The sequence below is a fragment of the Pseudomonas sp. W15Feb34 genome, assembly GCF_023127765.1.
Taxonomy (GTDB): Bacteria; Pseudomonadota; Gammaproteobacteria; order Pseudomonadales; family Pseudomonadaceae; genus Aquipseudomonas; species Aquipseudomonas synxantha_A.
In genome coordinates this window covers 385,042-403,208 of the sequence record NZ_SPKN01000029.1, presented here as the reverse complement: position 1 = coordinate 403,208, position 18,167 = coordinate 385,042, and the positions used below count along the sequence as shown (strand labels likewise).

Annotated in this window: 15 protein-coding genes; 12 read left to right on the top strand and 3 right to left on the bottom strand. The window is 60.4% G+C overall.

From position 1 onward, the window contains the following. Nucleotides 1-7: 7 nt before the first annotated feature. Nucleotides 8-886 carry an ABC transporter substrate-binding protein gene (locus E4O97_RS15535; protein ID WP_103734794.1) on the bottom strand — a complete coding sequence of 293 codons (879 nt, stop codon included), beginning with the start codon at nt 884-886 and terminating at the stop codon, nt 8-10. 156 nt (nt 887-1,042) lie between these two features. Here E4O97_RS15535 and E4O97_RS15530 point away from each other — a divergent pair, with 156 nt between their 5' ends. Continuing rightward, the gene (locus E4O97_RS15530; RefSeq protein WP_005791425.1) at nt 1,043-1,360 is read left to right on the top strand and encodes a Rieske (2Fe-2S) protein; all 318 of its coding nucleotides are present in this window, start codon (nt 1,043-1,045) and stop codon (nt 1,358-1,360) included. Here the strand turns inward: E4O97_RS15530 and sfsA are convergent. Continuing rightward, on the bottom strand, nt 1,357-2,070 hold the full coding sequence (gene sfsA / locus E4O97_RS15525) for a DNA/RNA nuclease SfsA (RefSeq protein ID WP_248161645.1): 714 nt from the start codon (nt 2,068-2,070) through the stop codon (nt 1,357-1,359). The genes E4O97_RS15530 and sfsA overlap by 4 nt on opposite strands. Further along, nucleotides 2,070-3,242 (bottom strand): pyridoxal phosphate-dependent aminotransferase, encoded by a 1,173-nt coding sequence (locus tag E4O97_RS15520; protein ID WP_005791428.1) that lies wholly within the window; start codon nt 3,240-3,242, stop codon nt 2,070-2,072. The genes sfsA and E4O97_RS15520 overlap by 1 nt, the downstream gene beginning before the upstream one ends. 319 nt (nt 3,243-3,561) lie before the next feature. Between E4O97_RS15520 and dksA the strand changes: the two genes are divergently transcribed. The 11 genes from dksA to acs all read left to right on the top strand — a co-directional run bounded on the left by dksA (nt 3,562) and on the right by acs (nt 18,135). Beyond that, on the top strand, nt 3,562-3,996 hold the full coding sequence (gene dksA, locus E4O97_RS15515; protein WP_005791430.1) for an RNA polymerase-binding protein DksA: 435 nt from the start codon (nt 3,562-3,564) through the stop codon (nt 3,994-3,996). An 82-nt stretch (nt 3,997-4,078) separates the two neighbouring features. Further along, nucleotides 4,079-4,966, top strand: coding sequence for a tRNA glutamyl-Q(34) synthetase GluQRS (gene gluQRS, locus E4O97_RS15510; protein ID WP_248161643.1), 888 nt, complete (start codon nt 4,079-4,081; stop codon nt 4,964-4,966). A gap of 62 nt (nt 4,967-5,028) precedes the next feature. Next, nucleotides 5,029-5,205 (top strand): hypothetical protein, encoded by a 177-nt coding sequence (locus E4O97_RS15505; RefSeq protein WP_003176118.1) that lies wholly within the window; start codon nt 5,029-5,031, stop codon nt 5,203-5,205. Continuing rightward, nucleotides 5,189-8,143 carry a sensor histidine kinase gene (locus E4O97_RS15500; RefSeq protein WP_005791453.1) on the top strand — a complete coding sequence of 985 codons (2,955 nt, stop codon included), beginning with the start codon at nt 5,189-5,191 and terminating at the stop codon, nt 8,141-8,143. Before E4O97_RS15505 ends, E4O97_RS15500 begins: the two co-directional genes overlap by 17 nt. Nucleotides 8,144-8,165: 22 nt before the next feature. Beyond that, nucleotides 8,166-9,605, top strand: coding sequence for a sigma-54 dependent transcriptional regulator (locus E4O97_RS15495; RefSeq protein WP_005791455.1), 1,440 nt, complete (start codon nt 8,166-8,168; stop codon nt 9,603-9,605). Nucleotides 9,606-10,301: 696 nt separating this feature from the next. Further along, complete coding sequence (locus tag E4O97_RS15490) at nt 10,302-11,705, top strand: polynucleotide adenylyltransferase PcnB (protein WP_032879455.1); 1,404 nt, start codon at nt 10,302-10,304, stop codon at nt 11,703-11,705. Nucleotides 11,706-11,707: 2 nt separating this feature from the next. Beyond that, nucleotides 11,708-12,193 (top strand): 2-amino-4-hydroxy-6-hydroxymethyldihydropteridine diphosphokinase, encoded by a 486-nt coding sequence (gene folK / locus E4O97_RS15485; RefSeq protein WP_032879453.1) that lies wholly within the window; start codon nt 11,708-11,710, stop codon nt 12,191-12,193. A 362-nt stretch (nt 12,194-12,555) separates the two neighbouring features. Further along, nucleotides 12,556-13,356, top strand: coding sequence for a 3-methyl-2-oxobutanoate hydroxymethyltransferase (gene panB, locus E4O97_RS15480; RefSeq protein ID WP_032879452.1), 801 nt, complete (start codon nt 12,556-12,558; stop codon nt 13,354-13,356). Next, nucleotides 13,353-14,204: a pantoate--beta-alanine ligase gene (gene panC, locus E4O97_RS15475; RefSeq protein WP_248161641.1), complete on the top strand. Its 852-nt coding sequence runs from the start codon at nt 13,353-13,355 to the stop codon at nt 14,202-14,204. The genes panB and panC overlap by 4 nt, the downstream gene beginning before the upstream one ends. A gap of 223 nt (nt 14,205-14,427) precedes the next feature. Then, entirely contained in the window at nt 14,428-16,092 is a 1,665-nt protein-coding gene (gene pgi, locus E4O97_RS15470; protein ID WP_032879450.1) for a glucose-6-phosphate isomerase, read from the top strand. Between the two features lie 105 nt (nt 16,093-16,197). Beyond that, nucleotides 16,198-18,135 carry an acetate--CoA ligase gene (acs, locus tag E4O97_RS15465; RefSeq protein ID WP_248161639.1) on the top strand — a complete coding sequence of 646 codons (1,938 nt, stop codon included), beginning with the start codon at nt 16,198-16,200 and terminating at the stop codon, nt 18,133-18,135. Nucleotides 18,136-18,167: the final 32 nt, after the last annotated feature.

Genomic DNA, 18,167 nt, shown 5'->3' with positions numbered 1-18,167 from the left:
AGAGTGGTCATGGAGCCGATTTAGCCTGGGACGGATAAAAACCAGCGGACAGTTTCACCAGGTTTTCTGGCAATCGCGGCCCCAGGCCACCCACCAGCAAGGTCGGATCCAGTTCAAACACTCGCCCACGCTTGGCTGCCGGTGTCGACGCGAGAATCGGGTTTTCCTTGAACAAGGCAGCGCGCGCCGCATCACCGGTCAGCGCGCGATCGGCAAACACCAGCACATCAGGACTCAACCCCGCCAAAGACTCGACTGAAAAGGGCTTATAGCCCGAGTGCGTGGCCAGGTTACGTCCGCCCGCCTGCTGCAATATCCAATCGGCGGCCGTGTCCTTGCCCGCGATCAGCGGCTTGCCACCGGCATGGCCCAGCAACAACAGCACGCCCGGAGCCTTTTGCGCCGCCTGGGCCTTGGTCACCCAGCTTTTTTGCTGCTCCAGCGCCTGCCCGTATTTGGCAAACAGTGCGTCTGCCCGGGTCTCACTGCCCAGCAGTTTTCCCAAGTGTTCAAGGTTGCCCTTCAATGTCGGCAAATCCGGCTGGGCCGAAAACATCTCGACCTGCACGCCGGCATTGCGAATCTGCGCCAGTACCGGCGGCGGCCCCATTTCCTCAGTGCCCACAAGGATTTGCGGGCGCAGGCTGAGAATGCCTTCAGCCGACAGCTGCCGCTGGTAGCCAATGCTCGGCAACGCCTTGAGCGACTGCGGATGCTGGCTGGTGGTGTCGACCCCGACCAATTTGGATTCGCCGCCCAAAGCCGTCACCCATTCCGATAGCGCCCCTCCTGCACTGACCCAGCGTTGTGGCAGTTCAGAGGCGTGTGCCCCGTGGTTGACCAGCAATGAGGCAACAAGCGCAATAGCGCTGGTACTCAGGCGCATAACAGGGTTTCCTTCCTAGAGCAGGGCCATTCAGGCACTCATCAATGTGACAGAACATTGCTGCCGGACATCGTATTGAGCACCCAGTCAGCTGACGGGCGAAGCGGGCATTTGATAATTGTTTGCATTTGAACGTCAAGGCACTTAAGGATTGAAATGAAGTTTCTCTGCCCCTCAAGCGACCTCGCACCCAACAGCAGCCGCGGTTTTGATATCGATGGCCATAAACTGCTGGCCGTGCGCCGGGATGGCATTGCCTACTTCTATCGCAACCGCTGCCCCCATCGCGGCATCCCGCTGGAATGGCAGCCCGACCGTTTCCTCGACGCCAGCGCCAGCCTGATCCAATGCGCCACCCATGGCGCCCTGTTCCTGATCGAGAGCGGCGAGTGCATCGCCGGCCCGTGCGCAGGCCAGAGTCTCACCGCCCTGCCCGGCCATGAGGATGAACAAGGCTTGTGGGTAGAACTCTAGTCGCCCAACAACACCTTCAGTCGACGCTCGACATACATCTCTTGCGGTGTGACCCGCACGCCGTAAGCCAGCACCTCGACACCCGCGGCCTTGGCCTCGCGTAACGCCGCAGCGTAACCGGCATCAATTTCCACCGCTGGGCGAACCGCATCGATGCCCGACAAATTCACGCAATACAACTGCACCGCCCGCACGCCTTCACGCGCCAGGTGAGCCAGTTCGCGCAAGTGCTTGGCGCCGCGCTGCGTCACTGCATCAGGAAAAGCCGCCACCGAGGTTGCGTCAAAACCCAGGGTGACGCTTTTGACCTCCACGAAAGCGGCGCCCTGTGGGTAATCCAGGCGAAAGTCAATGCGGCTCTTCTCCTGACCGTAAGGCACTTCACGCTTTAGCGCCGTAAAGCCATTGAGTTCAGTGATCACGCCAGCCAGCAGCGCCTCTTCAACCAGCTGATTGGCTCGCGCGGTGTTGACGCACGCCAGCCGGCCCTGAGGCGTTTCGGCAATTTCCCAGGTGCCTGGCAACTTGCGCTTGGGGTCCGAGGCCCGGCTGAACCAGACCTGGCCACCTTCGACCATGCAATTGAGCATCGAGCCGGTGTTCGGGCAATGGATGGTGAGCAACTCGCCGGTAACGGTTTCGATATCGGTGAGAAAACGCTTGTAGCGGCGGATCAGCCGCCCTTCTTCAAGAGGAGGATGAAAGCGCATCAGCCTTGCCAGCTCCGCAGGCCACGAGCGATGCGCTCCACCGCTTCTTGCAGTCGGTCAATATTTTGCGTGTAGGCAAAACGCACATGGTGGCCCGCTTGATAACGACCGAAATCCAGCCCGGGTGTAAAAGCCACGTGCTCGGTCTCCAGAAAGTGACGGCAGAACGCGAAGGCATCGCCGCCGAACGCGCTGATATCGGCATACAAATAAAACGCCCCTTCCGGCTCCACGGCGATACCGAATCCAAGCTCGCGCAGCGCCGGCAGCAGAAAGTCACGACGCCGGCCGAATTCGGCGCGGCGCTCTTCAAGAATGCTCAGGGTCTGCGGGGTAAAACAGGCCAAGGCAGCGTACTGGGCCATGCTCGGCGCACTGATGTAGAGGTTCTGCGCCAGTTTTTCCAATTCGCTGATCGCAGCAGGAGGCGCTATCAGCCAACCGAGGCGCCATCCGGTCATGCCGAAATACTTCGAAAAACTATTCAAGACGAAGGCGTCATCGTCGACTTCCAGCACGCTGGCGGCATCGGTGCCGTAGGTGAGGCCGTGGTAGATCTCGTCCACTACCAAGTGGCCGTTACGCGCTTTGACTGCACTCGACAAGCCTGCCAGTTCGTCCCTCGTGAGGACTGTGCCGGTAGGGTTGGCCGGTGACGCAACCAGCGCGCCCACGCTGTCCTGGTCCCAATGCCTAGCGACCAGATCGGCGGTCAACTGATAGCGGACCTCAGGCCCTACCGGCACCAATTGCGCCGCGCCCTCTACCAGCCGCAGAAAGTGTCGATTGCAGGGGTAGCCTGGGTCAGCCAGCAGCCAGTGCTTGCCAGGGTCGACCAGCAAGCTGCTGGCCAACAGCAACGCGCCGGAGCCACCGGGCGTAATCAAGATACGCTCGGGATCGACACTCAAGCCGTAGCGCTGCTGGTAAAACCCGCTGATGGCCTCGCGCAACTCGGGCACCCCACGGGCCGCCGTGTAGCGCGTCTTGCCGTTGGCCAGCGCAGCCTGGCCGGCCTGGATGATCGGCTCGGCGGTGGTAAAGTCCGGTTCGCCGATTTCCAGATGGATCACGTCGTGGCCGGCAGCCTGCAGCTCATTGGCGCGTGCCAGCAACGCCATGACATGAAAAGGTTCGATGGCGCGACTGCGCGCACTGTAGGGCTGAGCCATTAGCCTTCCTTAACGGTGAGGACAAAATCAGGATTCTACCGAACCCTCGCGGTAAAACATGCTCTATTGCCTGATTGGGGCTGCAAGTGCACCCTGCGCACGCTCGTAAAACAGCTAAAATCAACATTCGAGGCGATACATACCCAGTCATGGCGGGCTGCTGCAGTTTGCAACCCCTTTGCCCTGGAGCTCGACAACCGGGAGTAGCGCACCCTGAATCTATCTGGTAAGTTCGCCCGCTTGCAGCCGCAGGGCCGGCAGGTGTCGGTGACGTTGCAATCCTGCGCAATGGATTAGAAGAGTGAGAGGCGGTCTATTCATGTCCACCCAAGCAAAGCAACAGAGCATCAGCGGTTTCCAGCCCTACGTTGAATCCAAGGGCGAGGAATACATGGGCAAGCCCATGCGCGAGCACTTCTCCAAAATCCTGAAGCAGTGGAAGCAGGACTTGATGCAGGAAGTCGACCGCACGGTTGACCATATGAAGGACGAAGCAGCCAACTTCCCGGACCCGGCAGACCGTGCCAGCCAGGAAGAGGAATTCGCCCTTGAACTGCGCGCTCGTGATCGCGAACGCAAGTTGATCAAGAAGATCGACAAGACCCTGCAATTGATCGAAGACGAAGAGTATGGCTGGTGCGAATCCTGCGGCGTCGAGATCGGTATTCGCCGCCTCGAAGCCCGCCCGACTGCGGACCTGTGCGTAGACTGCAAGACCTTGGCTGAAATCAAGGAAAAACAGGTCGGCAAGTAACCTTGCCGAGCTGAACGAATGGGGCGTGCAAACGCCCCATTTTTGTTTCTGGCGTTTACCGGTTTTGCAGTAGTATCCGCCCATGACAGCCTCTACCTATATCGGGCGTTTCGCCCCCACGCCCAGCGGCCATTTGCACTTCGGCTCCCTGGTTGCTGCCCTCGCCTCCTACCTCGACGCACGCGCCCAACATGGCCGCTGGTTGATGCGCATGGAAGACCTTGACCCTCCCCGTGAAGAGCCCGGCGCCCAGGCGGCGATCCTGCATGCCCTGGAACGCTACGGCTTTGAATGGGATGGCGAGCTGGTACGGCAGAGCGAGCGGCATGACGCCTACGCCAAAGTGCTGAATGACCTGTTCAACCATGGCCTGGCCTATGCCTGCACATGCTCGCGCAAGCAACTGGAACCCTACAACGGGATTTACCCAGGCTTGTGCCGCAATGCCGGCCACGACCAGCAGGATGCTGCCATCCGTCTGCGTGTGCCTGAACTGGAATACCACTTTACCGACCGCGTGCAGGGCGAGTTCCGACAGCATCTGGGCCGCGACGCCGGCGACTTCATCATCCGGCGCCGCGACGGCCTCTACGCCTATCAGTTGGCCGTGGTCCTCGACGATGCCTGGCAAGGGGTTACCGATATCGTGCGCGGCGCCGACCTGCTGGACTCCACGCCGCGCCAGCTTTACTTGCAAGAGCTGCTCGGCCTGCGCCAGCCACGTTACCTGCATGTACCACTGATTGTGCAGCCGGACGGCAACAAACTGGGCAAATCCTACCGCTCCCCACCGTTGACCGCCGACCAGGCCACGCCCTTGCTGCTTCGCGCACTGCGCGCCCTCGGCCAGCCAACCGGTAACGAACTGCTTTACGCAAGCCCACGGGAACTGCTGGATTGGGGCATTACGCACTGGGACGCGACGCAGATCCCGAGCACACTCACGCTGGCCGAAGCGCAATTGAGTTGAAGGCGCTTGCAGGTTGCCCGCCATCCGTTACCATCGCCGCAGATTTTTAATCAGAGGCCAATATGTACATCTATCGATTGGTCCTGTTGCTGGTCGTCGGGATCTACCTGTTCTCCCCCGCCATCATGGATTGGTGGATCGACGCCACGGGCGCCTGGTATCGCCCTTATCTGCTATGGCTGATCCTGATCGTCGTGACCTTCATCCTGCAGAGCCAAAAAGATGCCGATGAGCTTTAGCCTCACCCAGATGCTGCTGATCAGCGCCGCCTACCTGGCTGCGTTGTTCGGCGTGGCCTGGATCAGTGAGCGCGGAATGATTCCGCGGGCGATCATTCGCCATCCGCTGACCTACACCTTGTCCCTGGGCGTGTACGCCAGCGCCTGGGCGTTCTACGGTACGGTGGGCCTGGCCTATCAGTACGGCTACGGCTTTCTGTCCAGTTACCTGGGGGTGTCCGGTGCGTTCCTGCTGGCGCCGGTGTTGCTGTACCCGATCCTGAAAATCACTCGTACCTACCAGTTATCATCCCTGGCGGACCTGTTTGCCTTCCGCTTTCGCAGTACCTGGGCCGGTGCGCTGACCACGATTTTCATGCTGATCGGCGTACTGCCGTTGCTGGCCCTGCAGATTCAAGCAGTGGCAGACTCCATCAGCATCCTGACCCGCGAACCCGTGCAACACCGTGTTGCCCTGGCTTTCTGTGCACTGATCAGCCTGTTCACAATTTTCTTCGGCTCGCGCCATATTGCTACCCGCGAGAAACACGAAGGTTTGGTGTTCGCAATTGCCTTTGAGTCGGTCATCAAGCTGATCGCCATCGGCGGCGTCGGCCTGTATGCGCTCTACGGCGTGTTCGACGGCCCGCAACAGCTGGAGCTGTGGCTGCTGCAAAACCAGACTGCCCTCGCCGCGCTGCACACCCCCTTGCAGGAAGGCCCATGGCGCACGCTGCTGTTGGTGTTCTTCGCCTCGGCGATCGTAATGCCGCACATGTACCACATGACCTTCACCGAAAACCTCAACCCACGCTCACTGGTGAGTGCGAGCTGGGGCTTGCCGCTGTTCCTGTTACTGATGAGCCTGGCGGTGCCGTTGATCCTGTGGGCCGGCCTGAAACTGGGGGCCACCACCAACCCTGAGTATTTCACCCTGGGCATCGGCATTGCCGCCAACAGCCCGGCGTTGGCACTGCTGGCGTATGTCGGCGGTTTATCGGCGGCCAGTGGATTGATCATTGTCACCACGCTGGCGCTATCGGGCATGGCACTCAACCACTTGGTGCTGCCGCTGTACCAGCCGCCGGCTGAGGGCAATATCTACCGCTGGTTGAAATGGACCCGCCGCGCGCTGATCGTTGCGATCATTACCGCCGGCTACGGGTTCTACCTGCTGCTCGGCGCCGGGCAAGACCTGGCCAACCTTGGCATTGTCGCGTTTGTCGCCACCTTGCAGTTCCTGCCGGGGGTGTTGTCGGTGCTGTACTGGCCGACCGCCAACCGCCGTGGTTTTATCGCCGGGCTGCTGGCGGGGATCCTGGTGTGGATCGTCACCATGTTGCTACCACTGGTCGGCAACTTGCAGGGCTTCTACATTCCGTTGCTGAACATGATTTACGTGCTCGACGACACCAGTTGGCACATGGCGGCTATTGCCTCGCTGGCCGCCAACGTACTGATGTTCACCCTGATCTCACTGTTCACCAACGCCAGCGCCGAAGAAACCAGCGCCGCCGAAGCCTGCGCAGTGGACAACGTGCGTCGCCCGCAACGCCGCGAACTGCACGCAGCCTCGCCCCAGGAGTTTGCCACGCAACTGGCCAAGCCTCTGGGCGCCAAGGCGGCGCAAAAGGAGGTCGAGCAAGCGCTGCGTGACCTCTACCTGCCGTTCGACGAGCGTCGCCCCTATGCCCTGCGCCGTCTGCGTGACCGTATCGAGGCCAACCTCTCCGGCCTGATGGGCCCCAGCGTGTCCCAGGACATGGTCGAAACCTTCCTGCCCTACAAGGCGGGCGGCGAAAACTACGTGACCGAAGACATCCATTTCATCGAAAGCCGGCTGGAGGATTACCACTCACGCCTCACCGGCCTGGCCGCCGAACTCGATGCCTTGCGCCGTTACCACCGCCAGACCTTGCAGGAACTGCCGATGGGTGTCTGTTCCCTGGCCAAGGACCAGGAAATCCTGATGTGGAACAAGGCCATGGAAGAACTCACCGGCATCGCCGCGCAGCGGGTAGTGGGTTCGCGCCTCAATACCCTGGCCGATCCGTGGAAAGAACTGCTTCAGGGGTTTATCAACCTGCCCGACGAGCACTTGCACAAGCAGCACCTGGCCCTCGACGGCCAGACCCGCTGGCTCAACCTGCACAAAGCCGCCATTGATGAGCCCCTGGCTCCCGGTAACAGCGGCCTGGTTTTGCTGGTGGAAGACCTCACCGACACGCAGATGCTCGAAGACAAGCTGGTGCATTCCGAGCGCCTGGCCAGTATTGGTCGTCTCGCAGCCGGCGTGGCCCACGAAATCGGCAACCCGATCACCGGTATCGCCTGCCTGGCGCAGAACCTGCGCGAAGAGCGCGAGGAAGACGGTGAAATCACTGAAATCAGCGGGCAGATCCTTGAACAGACCAAGCGCGTTTCGCGCATCGTGCAGTCGCTGATGAGCTTCGCCCACTCCGGCGCGCATCAAAACCAGGACGAAGCGGTGTGTCTGGCCGAGGTCGCGCAGGACGCCATTGGACTTCTGGCCTTGAATCGGCGCAATTTCGAAGTACAGTTCTTTAATCTGTGTGATCCGGAACATTGGGTCGATGGCGACTCGCAACGCCTGGCCCAAGTGCTGATCAACCTGCTGTCCAACGCACGCGATGCATCGCCGGCCGGCAGCGCTGTACGCGTCAAGAGCGAGGCTTTCGAGCACACGGTCGACCTGATCGTGGAGGACGAAGGCAGCGGCATCCCACAAAACATCATGGACCGATTGTTCGAACCCTTCTTCACCACCAAGGACCCCGGTGAAGGTACCGGTCTGGGCCTTGCACTGGTCTATTCCATCGTTGAAGAGCATTATGGACAAATCACCATCGACAGCCCGGCTGACACCGAAAGCCAACGCGGCACCCGTATCCGGGTGACCTTGCCGCGTCATGTCGAAGCGACGTCCGCTGTGAACTGAGACCGTCGAGAGAATTGAATCAATGCCGCACATTTTGATCGTCGAAGACGAAACCATTATCCGCTCTGCCTTGCGTCGCCTGCTTGAACGAAATCAGTACCAGGTCAGCGAAGCCGGCTCGGTGCAGGAAGCCCAGGAGCGGTTCAGCATCCCCACGTTCGACCTGATTGTCAGCGACCTGCGCCTGCCTGGAGCTCCGGGCACCGAGCTGATCAAGCTGGGCCAAGGCACCCCGGTGCTGATCATGACCAGCTACGCCAGCCTGCGCTCGGCGGTCGACTCGATGAAGATGGGCGCGGTGGACTATATCGCCAAGCCTTTCGATCACGATGAGATGCTCCAAGCCGTGGCCCGCATCCTGCGTGACCGTCAGTCGGCCAGCAGCGCGCCTGCCGAACAGCGTCCAGCCGGTAAAGCGACCAACGGCGCCGACAAGCCCGGTGTGGACAACAGCAATGGCGAGATCGGCATCATCGGCTCCTGCCCGCCGATGCAGGATCTGTACAGCAAGATCCGCAAAGTGGCGCCGACCGATTCCAATGTATTGATCCAGGGCGAGTCGGGCACTGGCAAGGAGCTGGTTGCCCGCGCCCTGCACAACCTGTCCAAGCGCGCCAAGGCACCGATGATCTCGGTGAACTGCGCGGCAATCCCTGAATCGCTGATCGAGTCCGAACTGTTCGGTCACGAGAAAGGCGCGTTCACCGGCGCCAGCGCCGGGCGTGCTGGCCTGGTTGAAGCGGCGGACGGCGGAACCTTGTTCCTCGATGAAATCGGCGAACTGCCACTGGAAGCCCAGGCGCGCTTGTTGCGGGTGTTGCAGGAAGGCGAGATTCGCCGAGTCGGTTCGGTGCAATCGCAAAAGGTTGATGTGCGGCTTATTGCAGCGACGCACCGTGACCTCAAGAGCCTGGCCAAGATCGGCCAGTTCCGTGAAGACTTGTATTACCGCCTGCACGTGATCGCCCTCAAATTGCCAGCCCTGCGCGAGCGCGGCGCCGACGTCAACGAGATCGCCAGTGCGTTCCTGTTACGCCAGAGCGCACGCATCAACCGTACCGACCTGAAGTTTGCCGCGGACGCCGAGCAGGCAATCCGGCATTACTCGTGGCCGGGTAACGTGCGGGAATTGGAGAACGCCGTGGAGCGCGCGGTGATCCTGTCGGAAAGCCCGGAGATTTCCGCCGAGCTTTTGGGCATCGATATCGAGCTCAGTGACCTGGAAGACGATGACTTCATCGGCCTGGCCCCACAACAGGGCGGCGGTAGCAATACCAGTCATGAGCCGACGGAGGATTTGTCACTGGAAGACTACTTCCAGCATTTCGTCCTGGAACATCAGGACCATATGACCGAGACCGAACTGGCCCGCAAACTGGGTGTGAGTCGCAAGTGCCTGTGGGAGCGGCGCCAGCGCCTGGGCATTCCGCGGCGCAAGACCGGGGTTGCCAGCGAGAGCTGAGGGTGCGCCCCTATGGGTAACACCTGTTAATGTGAAAAAACTGTTACCGCTGACTTTTCACGTAACAAAAGCCGGGGCTTACGGTAACGAAGCCCCGGCTTTTTTTGCCCTCGAAAACTGCAAAACCACCTCAACCCCCTGATTTTGCTGGCCGGCACAAAAGTTGGCACGCACCCTGCTATATGCTTAGTACAAAAACAATAACAAGCTATGTACAAGACAATAAAAATAAGACGAATCGACTCACGCATAACAAAAACAACACGGCGGAGGCGCAGCTAACTGATTCTTTTGGAGAGGCGTTGCATTTGGGGCTTGCCCCGCAACCAGGCCGAGAACAACAAAAACTGCCCTAAGGCAGAGCCTGAACTGGTTGGATCGTAGATCAGCAACACAGCGACCAAAGCAATCCGTTTGCTCTTGACTCTCGATTGGGAGTGTCATGAAGGTGAAGCTTCATGGCGAGGGCGATCAACAAAAACAAGAAGCCCGAAATCAATAATAAAAATAGAGCACGCAACTACTTCTGGGGGAGCTTCGGCTCCCCTTGTAGTTTCCGGGATTTGACTCGAAAACGCTTATGGCGCAATGCCTGTAGCTTGTTCCTACACCATCCCCTGACTAAATGCTAGAATCCCCGCCCATCATGCGGTCATTCTTCGTTATGGCCGAACATTCCTTCAAACAGTGCATCCCATGCTGAAGAAGTTGTTCCAGTCATTCCGTTCTCCCTTGCGTCGTACGCAACACAAACGCAGCACGCCTGAAGTGCTCAACAGCAGCCAGCATTCGTTGCAGCGCGCTCAATTCAGCCGTTATGCAGTGAACATCGTCGAACGTTTGCAGAACGCCGGCTACCAGGCTTACCTGGTGGGTGGTTGCGTACGCGACATGCTGCTCAATATCACGCCCAAGGATTTCGACGTAGCCACCAGTGCCACGCCTGAACAAGTGCGCGCCGAGTTTCGTAACGCACGAATCATCGGCCGGCGCTTCAAGCTGGTGCATATCCATTTTGGTCGCGAAATCATCGAGGTCGCGACCTTCCGCGCCGGCCACCCGCAAAACGATGAAGAGGAAGACACCAATCAGTCTTCCCGCAACGAGAGCGGGCGCATCCTGCGCGATAACGTCTACGGCACCCTGGAGGAGGACGCGCAACGTCGCGACTTCACCATCAATGCCCTTTATTACGATCCGGTCAGCGAGCGCATCCTCGATTACGCCAATGGCGTACACGACATTCGCAATAACCTGATCCGCCTGATCGGTGACCCGACCCAGCGCTATCAGGAAGATCCGGTGCGTATGCTGCGCGCCGTGCGGTTCGCGGCCAAACTCAACTTCGGTATCGAGAAGCACACTGCCGCGCCGATTCGCGAGCTGGCGCCCATGCTGCGGGAAATCCCCTCGGCACGCCTGTTCGAAGAGGTGCTCAAGTTGTTCCTCTCGGGGTATGCCGCCGACACCTTCGAAATGCTCGTCGACCTGCAGTTGTTCGACCCGCTGTTCCCGGCCAGTGCCGAGGCGCTGGAATACAACCCCACGTACACCCACACGCTGATCAGCGAAGCGTTGGTCAACACCGACCTGCGCATCAAGCAGAACAAACCGGTAACCCCGGCATTCCTGTTTGCCGCCCTGCTGTGGCCAGCGCTGCCCAAGCGCGTACTGCGCCTGCAGGACCGTGGCATGCCGCCGATCCCGGCCATGCAGGAAGCCGCCCACGAACTGATCGCCGAGCAGTGCCAACGCATCGCCATCCCGAAACGCTTCACCATGCCGATCCGCGAAATCTGGGACATGCAGGAACGTTTGCCGCGTCGCAGCGGTAAGCGTGCTGACCTGCTGCTGGACAACCCACGCTTCCGTGCCGGCTACGACTTCCTGCTGCTGCGCGAAAGCGCCGGTGAGCAGACCGATGGCCTGGGCGAATGGTGGACTGACTATCAGGATGCCAATGACAGCCAGCGTCGCGAAATGATTCGTGAGCTTGGCAGCAAAGGCGATGGTGCCGGTGAAGGGCCGAAAAAGCGTCGCCGCAGCGGCAGCAAGCGTAAACGCAGCAGTGCCGATGCCTCGGGCGCCGCGGGCGAATAAACGTGGAACGTATCTACATCGGCATGGGCAGCAACCTGGCTGCCCCGCAACAGCAATTGCGCAGCGCGATCGAGGCGCTGGCGCAACTGCCTGGCACCCACCTCGCTGGTGTGTCCGCCTTCTATCAAAGTGACTCCCTGCTCCCGGGCCAACCGCGCTACACCAACGCGGTTGCGGCACTGGACAGCAGCCTGGCGCCGCTGGACCTGCTCGACGCACTGCAAGCCATCGAGAATGACCAGGGCCGCGAACGTCTTGAGCGCTGGGGCCCACGCACACTGGATCTGGATATCTTGCTGTTCGGTGATCGCCTGATCGACGAACCGCGCCTCAAGGTGCCGCACTACCAGATGCATCTGCGCGCCTTTGTGCTGTATCCACTGGCTGAATTGGCGTCAACCGACCTGCAACTGCCTGACGGCCAACGCTTGAGCACCCTGCTCACAGCCTGCCCATTCGTCGGCCTGGAACGCTTACCGCAAGAATGACTCGGTCAATGTGGGAGCTGGCTTGCCTGCGATACAAGCGACTCGGTGTATCAGCCACACTGCGTGGATGCCATCGCAGGCAAGCCAGCTCCCACATCTGATCTGCGCTGCCGTAAACCGCGCACAAGTTGCGCAATGGCGTCAGTAACAGCGGTAACACCGCCATCGTAACAATGCGGTAACACATCCAATTGACTTCCCGTGTCCTCCTCACGACTATAGGCGTCCCGCTGCCGCCAACCCGGCGCTACAGGGCGCAATCCAGGCCTTATAAGCACTGCTTTCAAGACAGTGCGCCTGTATAAACGAAGACTCACGCGCGTTACTCGCTGTTTCCAAGCGCCTGAACGAGGACCCTTTTCATGCCAGACATTACCCTGACCACCTTGCAGAGCCTCAAGCTCAAGGGTGAAAAAATCACCATGCTGACCTGCTATGACGCCACCTTCGCCAACGCCTGTTGCCAGGCCGGGGTTGAAGTGTTGTTAGTGGGCGACTCCCTGGGCATGGTTCTTCAAGGGAATGACAGCACCCTGCCCGTGACCACGGATGAACTGGCCTACCACACCGCCAGCGTCAAGCGTGGCAACGACGGCGCCTTGATCATCGCCGACCTGCCGTTCATGGGGTACGCCACGCTTGAGCAAACCTTCCAGAACGCCGGCAAGCTGATGCAGGCCGGCGCACATATGGTCAAAGTCGAAGGCGCCGTGTGGCTGGCCGAGTCGATCCGGCTGCTGGCTGAACGCGGTGTACCGGTATGTGCACACATGGGCCTGACCCCGCAGTCGGTGAACATCCTCGGCGGCTACAAGGTACAGGGTCGCAATGAAGCCCAGGCGCGCCAGATGCGCGCCGATGCCATCGCCCTGGAACAAGCCGGTGCCGCGATGATTGTGCTGGAGTGCGTCCCCAGCGAACTGGCCGCAGAAATCACCCAGGCCGTCAAAGTGCCGGTAATCGGCATTGGCGCCGGCTCCGCCACCGATGGTCAGGTGCTGGTCCTGCACGACATGCTCGGCCTGTCGATTAGCGGTCACGTACCCAAGTTCGTGAAGAACTTCATGGCCGGCCAGGACAGCATCCACGCAGCCCTGAGCGCTTACGTCAGCGCAGTCAAGAATGTGACTTTCCCAGGCGCTGAACACGGATTCTCGGCATGAACACCGTTAAAACCGTCCGCGAACTGCGGGCTGCCGTGACCCACGCCCGCAGCGCCGGCAAACGCATCGGCTTTGTGCCTACCATGGGCAACCTGCATAGCGGCCATGCCACCCTGGTGACCAAGGCCGCGCAGCAGGCGGATTTCGTGGTGGCGAGCATCTTCGTCAACCCACTGCAATTCGGTGCCGGCGAAGATCTGGATAAATACCCGCGCACCTTGGCCGCCGACCAGGAAAAACTCCTGCAGGCGGGCTGCAACCTGCTGTTCGCCCCCACTGTCGAGGAAATGTACCCCCATGGCATGAACGGCCAGACCCGCGTCAGCGTGCCACAACTGTCCGAAGGCTTGTGCGGCGCCAGCCGCCCAGGGCATTTCGAAGGCGTGGCCACGGTGGTCAGCAAGTTGTTCAACATGGTCCAGCCCGACATGGCCGTATTTGGCCAGAAGGACTACCAGCAGTTGGCGGTCATTCGCGCCATGGTCCGCGATCTGAACATGCCGATCCAGATCATCGGCGAACCCACCGTGCGTGCAGCGGACGGCCTCGCGCTGTCATCACGCAACGGTTACCTCACCGAGGAGCAACGTGCGGTCGCGCCAGTGCTGTACCGCGCGCTCAGCCAGATCGCCACGGCCATCCAAGACGGTGATCATGATTTCGCCAAGCTTCGCGCCGAGCAAATCCAGCAGATTGAAGCCGCAGGGCTACGCATGAACTACCTGGAAGTGCGCCAGGGCGTACATCTGCGCCCGGCCACGGCTGAAGATCGGGATGTGGTGATCCTGGTCGCCGCTTATCTGGGCGCCACACGCCTGATCGATAACCTGCACCTGAACCTCGCCTGACCCTACTTTACCCTCCACCTGTTGCCCCGACGGCTGTGCCGGTATAAAAAAGTACCGGCCACAGCGCAGACAAAGCCAAGACATATCCACACGCTAGGTTTAATGTAATCGCCCTGCGCTATGGTTAGCGCTGTCTGGAACCCAGTCGTTGAGACAAGAATGGATGTTCCGGGCTTTTAAGTGTCCTAAAGGCAGTCCCTGTAATAAAAGGAAACCCGCAGCGATGGCGTACTACCGCACCCCTCATGACGTTACCGCTCTGCCCGCCTGGCAAGCGCTTGTTCAACATCGCCAAGCCATGCAGGATTTCAGCATGCGCGAAGCGTTCAATGCCGACCCTCAGCGCTTTTCCCAATTTACCTTGAGCAGCTGCGGACTTTTCCTCGATTACTCGAAAAACCTGATCACCAGCGAAACCCGCGACCTACTGGTGGACCTGGCCAAGGAAGTGAACCTTAAAGGCGCGATTGATGCGCTGTACGCCGGCGAGCCCGTCAACTCTTCCGAAGGCCGCCCGGCGCTGCATACCGCCCTGCGCCGCCCGGTGGGTGACAAGCTGTCGGTCAACGGCGTGAACATCATGCCGGACGTGCACAAGGTGCTGAACCAGATCACTGACCTGGTCGGTCGCATCCACGACGGCCTGTGGCGTGGCTACACCGAAAAGCCGATCACCGACGTGGTGAACATCGGCATCGGTGGTTCGTTCCTCGGTCCGGAACTGGTCTCCGAAGCGCTGTTGTCCTACGCCCACAAAGGCGTGCGTTGCCACTACCTGGCGAATATCGACGGCAGCGAGTTCCACGAGCTGACCATGAAGCTGCGCGCCGAGACCACGCTGTTCATTGTGTCGTCCAAATCCTTCAACACCCTTGAAACCCTGAAGAACGCCCAGGCCGCCCGCGCCTGGTACCTGGCCCAGGGTGGTTCGGAAGCTGAGCTGTATCGCCACTTCATCGCCGTTTCGAGCAACAACGCGGCGGCCGTAGCCTTTGGTATTCGTGAAGAGAACATCTTCCCGATGTGGGATTGGGTAGGTGGGCGTTACTCGCTGTGGTCGGCGATTGGCTTGCCAATCGCCCTGGCCATCGGCATGTCCAACTTCAAGGAACTGCTGTCGGGTGCCTACACCATGGACCAGCACTTCCTGAACGCGCCGTTCGAAGCCAACATGCCTGTGCTGCTGGGTTTGCTGGGCGTGTGGTACGGCAACTTCTGGGGCGCGCAGAGCCATGCGATCCTGCCGTACGACCATTACCTGCGTAACATCACCAAGCATTTGCAACAGCTGGACATGGAATCCAACGGCAAGAGCGTCCGCCAGGACGGCACGCCAGTGTCCACCGATACCGGCCCGGTGATCTGGGGTGGCGTAGGCTGCAACGGGCAGCACGCTTACCACCAGTTGCTGCACCAAGGGACGCAACTGATCCCGGCCGACTTCATCGTGCCGATCGTCAGCTTCAACCCGGTCTCCGATCACCACCAGTGGCTATACGCCAACTGCCTGTCCCAGAGCCAGGCACTGATGCTCGGCAAGACCCGCGGCGAAGCCGAAGCCGAGCTGCGTGAGAAGGGCCTGCCGGAAGCGGAAGTGCAGAAGCTGGCACCGCACAAGGTGATCCCGGGCAACCGTCCGAGCAACACCCTCGTGGTCGAACGCATCAGCCCTCGTCGCCTCGGCGCGTTGGTGGCGATGTATGAGCACAAGGTGTTCGTGCAGAGCGTGGTCTGGGGCATCAACGCTTTTGACCAATGGGGCGTTGAACTGGGCAAGGAACTGGGCAAAGGCGTTTACAACCGCCTGACGGGCGCCGAAGAAACCTCAGCCGAGGACGCTTCGACCCAGGGCCTGATCAACTACTTCCGCGGTCGTCACCGCGGCTGATGCTGATCACTCAAGGCCAACGTCTGTTTGGACGTTGGCCTTGAACCCTCCCACCACAGGGTGCATCTTTATCACTTGTCGCAAAAACAAGAATAAGGATCGCTCATGTTCGATATCAGCACGTTTCCCACCGCCGATGCCGTCCGCCGGGCTGCGCAACTCAGTCAAGAAGACTATCAGCGCCTCTATCGCCAATCCATCGAGCAGCCAGAGACCTTCTGGGCCGAACAGGCCAAGGGCTTTCTGGACTGGATAACACCGTGGCACACCGTCCAGCAGTCAGACATCAATACCGGTGCCGCCCAATGGTTTGCCGGCGGCCAACTGAACGTCAGCCACAACTGCATTGACCGTCACCTGGCGCAACGCGCCGATCAGCCGGCCTTCATCTGGGAGGGCGACGATCCGTCAAAATCCTCCACGATCACTTACCGCCAACTGCATCAAAACGTCAGCCGCCTGGCCAATGTGCTGAAAAACCGTGGCGTGAAAAAAGGCGACCGCGTGTGCATCTACATGCCGATGATCCCGGAAGCGGCCTACGCCATGCTGGCCTGCACGCGAATTGGCGCGGTGCACTCAGTGGTGTTTGGCGGGTTTTCGCCTGACGCCCTGCGTGACCGTATTCTCGATGCCGACTGCCGCACCGTGATCACCGCCGACGAAGGCGTGCGCGGCGGCAAGCCCGTGGCGCTGAAACAGAATGTCGATAAAGCCCTGGCCAGTTGCCCGAACGTCAGCACGGTGCTGGTGGTCGAGCGCACCGGAGCCAGCGTGAACTGGAACGAGGGCCGCGACCTCAAGTATCAAGCGGCCCTGGACGCCGCCAGCGACAACTGCCCACCCGAGCCGATGGACGCCGAGGATCCGCTGTTCATCCTCTACACCTCCGGCAGCACCGGCAAACCCAAGGGCGTGCTGCACACCACTGGCGGCTACCTGCTGCAAGCGGCGATGACCTTCAAGTACGTACTCGACTACCAAGAGGGCGAAGTGTTCTGGTGCACCGCCGATGTGGGCTGGGTTACCGGGCATAGCTACATCGTCTACGGTCCGCTGGCCAATGGCGCCACTTCGCTGATGTTCGAGGGCGTGCCGAGTTATCCGGACAGCTCGCGCTTCTGGCAGGTGATCGATAAACATCAGGTGAATATTTTCTACACCGCGCCCACCGCTTTGCGCGCCCTGATGCGTGAAGGCCACGGCCCATTGGAGAGCACCTCCCGCGCCAGCCTGCGCCTGCTGGGCAGTGTCGGTGAGCCGATCAACCCGGAGGCCTGGGACTGGTACTTCAATGCGGTGGGCGAACAGCGCTGCCCCATCGTCGATACCTGGTGGCAAACCGAAACCGGCGGCATCATGCTCAGCCCGCTGGTCAGCGCCCAGCGCATCAAGCCGGGCTGCGCGACACAGCCGATGTTCGGCGTACAACCGGTGCTGCTCGATGAGCAGGGCAAGGAAATCAGCGGCGCCGGCAGTGGCGTGCTGGCGATCAAGGCCAGCTGGCCGGGGCAGATTCGCAGCGTCTACGGCGACCCGCAGCGCATGATCGACACTTACTTCAAGCCCTATCCCGGCTACTACTTCACCGGCGACGGCGCACGCCGCGATGAAGACGGCGACTACTGGATCACCGGTCGCATCGATGATGTGATCAACGTGTCCGGCCATCGCATCGGCACCGCCGAGGTCGAAAGCGCCCTGGTGCTGCATGACCAGGTCGCTGAAGCCGCTGTGGTCGGCTATCCCCATGACGTCAAGGGCCAGGGCATCTATGCCTTTGTAACGCCAATGAACGGCGTCGAGCCCAGCGATACGCTGAAAAAGCACTTGCTGGACCTGGTCAGCAAGGAAATTGGCAGCTTTGCCAAACCGGAACTGATCCAGTGGGCGCCTGCCTTGCCGAAAACCCGCTCCGGAAAGATCATGCGGCGCATCTTGCGCAAGATCGCCTGCAACGAACTGGACAGCCTGGGCGATACCTCAACCCTGGCTGACCCAAGCGTCGTAGACGGGTTGATCGACAAACGCCTGAACCGATAGCGCTCAGGATAATCCCCGGCCTGTGCAGGCCG

Excerpts from the sequence above, each read along its gene's own strand:
- E4O97_RS15530 (WP_005791425.1), top strand. The coding sequence starts at position 1,043 with ATGAAGTTTCTCTGCCCCTCAAGCGACCTCGCACCCAACAGCAGCCGC.
- panC (WP_248161641.1), top strand. The coding sequence starts at position 13,353 with ATGAACACCGTTAAAACCGTCCGCGAACTGCGGGCTGCCGTGACCCAC.
- E4O97_RS15505 (WP_003176118.1), top strand. The coding sequence starts at position 5,029 with ATGTACATCTATCGATTGGTCCTGTTGCTGGTCGTCGGGATCTACCTG.
- dksA (WP_005791430.1), top strand. The coding sequence starts at position 3,562 with ATGTCCACCCAAGCAAAGCAACAGAGCATCAGCGGTTTCCAGCCCTAC.
- pgi (WP_032879450.1), top strand. The coding sequence starts at position 14,428 with ATGGCGTACTACCGCACCCCTCATGACGTTACCGCTCTGCCCGCCTGG.
- gluQRS (WP_248161643.1), top strand. The coding sequence starts at position 4,079 with ATGACAGCCTCTACCTATATCGGGCGTTTCGCCCCCACGCCCAGCGGC.
- acs (WP_248161639.1), top strand. The coding sequence starts at position 16,198 with ATGTTCGATATCAGCACGTTTCCCACCGCCGATGCCGTCCGCCGGGCT.
- E4O97_RS15500 (WP_005791453.1), top strand. The coding sequence starts at position 5,189 with ATGCCGATGAGCTTTAGCCTCACCCAGATGCTGCTGATCAGCGCCGCC.
- E4O97_RS15495 (WP_005791455.1), top strand. The coding sequence starts at position 8,166 with ATGCCGCACATTTTGATCGTCGAAGACGAAACCATTATCCGCTCTGCC.
- E4O97_RS15535 (WP_103734794.1), bottom strand. The coding sequence starts at position 886 with ATGCGCCTGAGTACCAGCGCTATTGCGCTTGTTGCCTCATTGCTGGTC.
- sfsA (WP_248161645.1), bottom strand. The coding sequence starts at position 2,070 with ATGCGCTTTCATCCTCCTCTTGAAGAAGGGCGGCTGATCCGCCGCTAC.
- panB (WP_032879452.1), top strand. The coding sequence starts at position 12,556 with ATGCCAGACATTACCCTGACCACCTTGCAGAGCCTCAAGCTCAAGGGT.
- E4O97_RS15490 (WP_032879455.1), top strand. The coding sequence starts at position 10,302 with ATGCTGAAGAAGTTGTTCCAGTCATTCCGTTCTCCCTTGCGTCGTACG.
- E4O97_RS15520 (WP_005791428.1), bottom strand. The coding sequence starts at position 3,242 with ATGGCTCAGCCCTACAGTGCGCGCAGTCGCGCCATCGAACCTTTTCAT.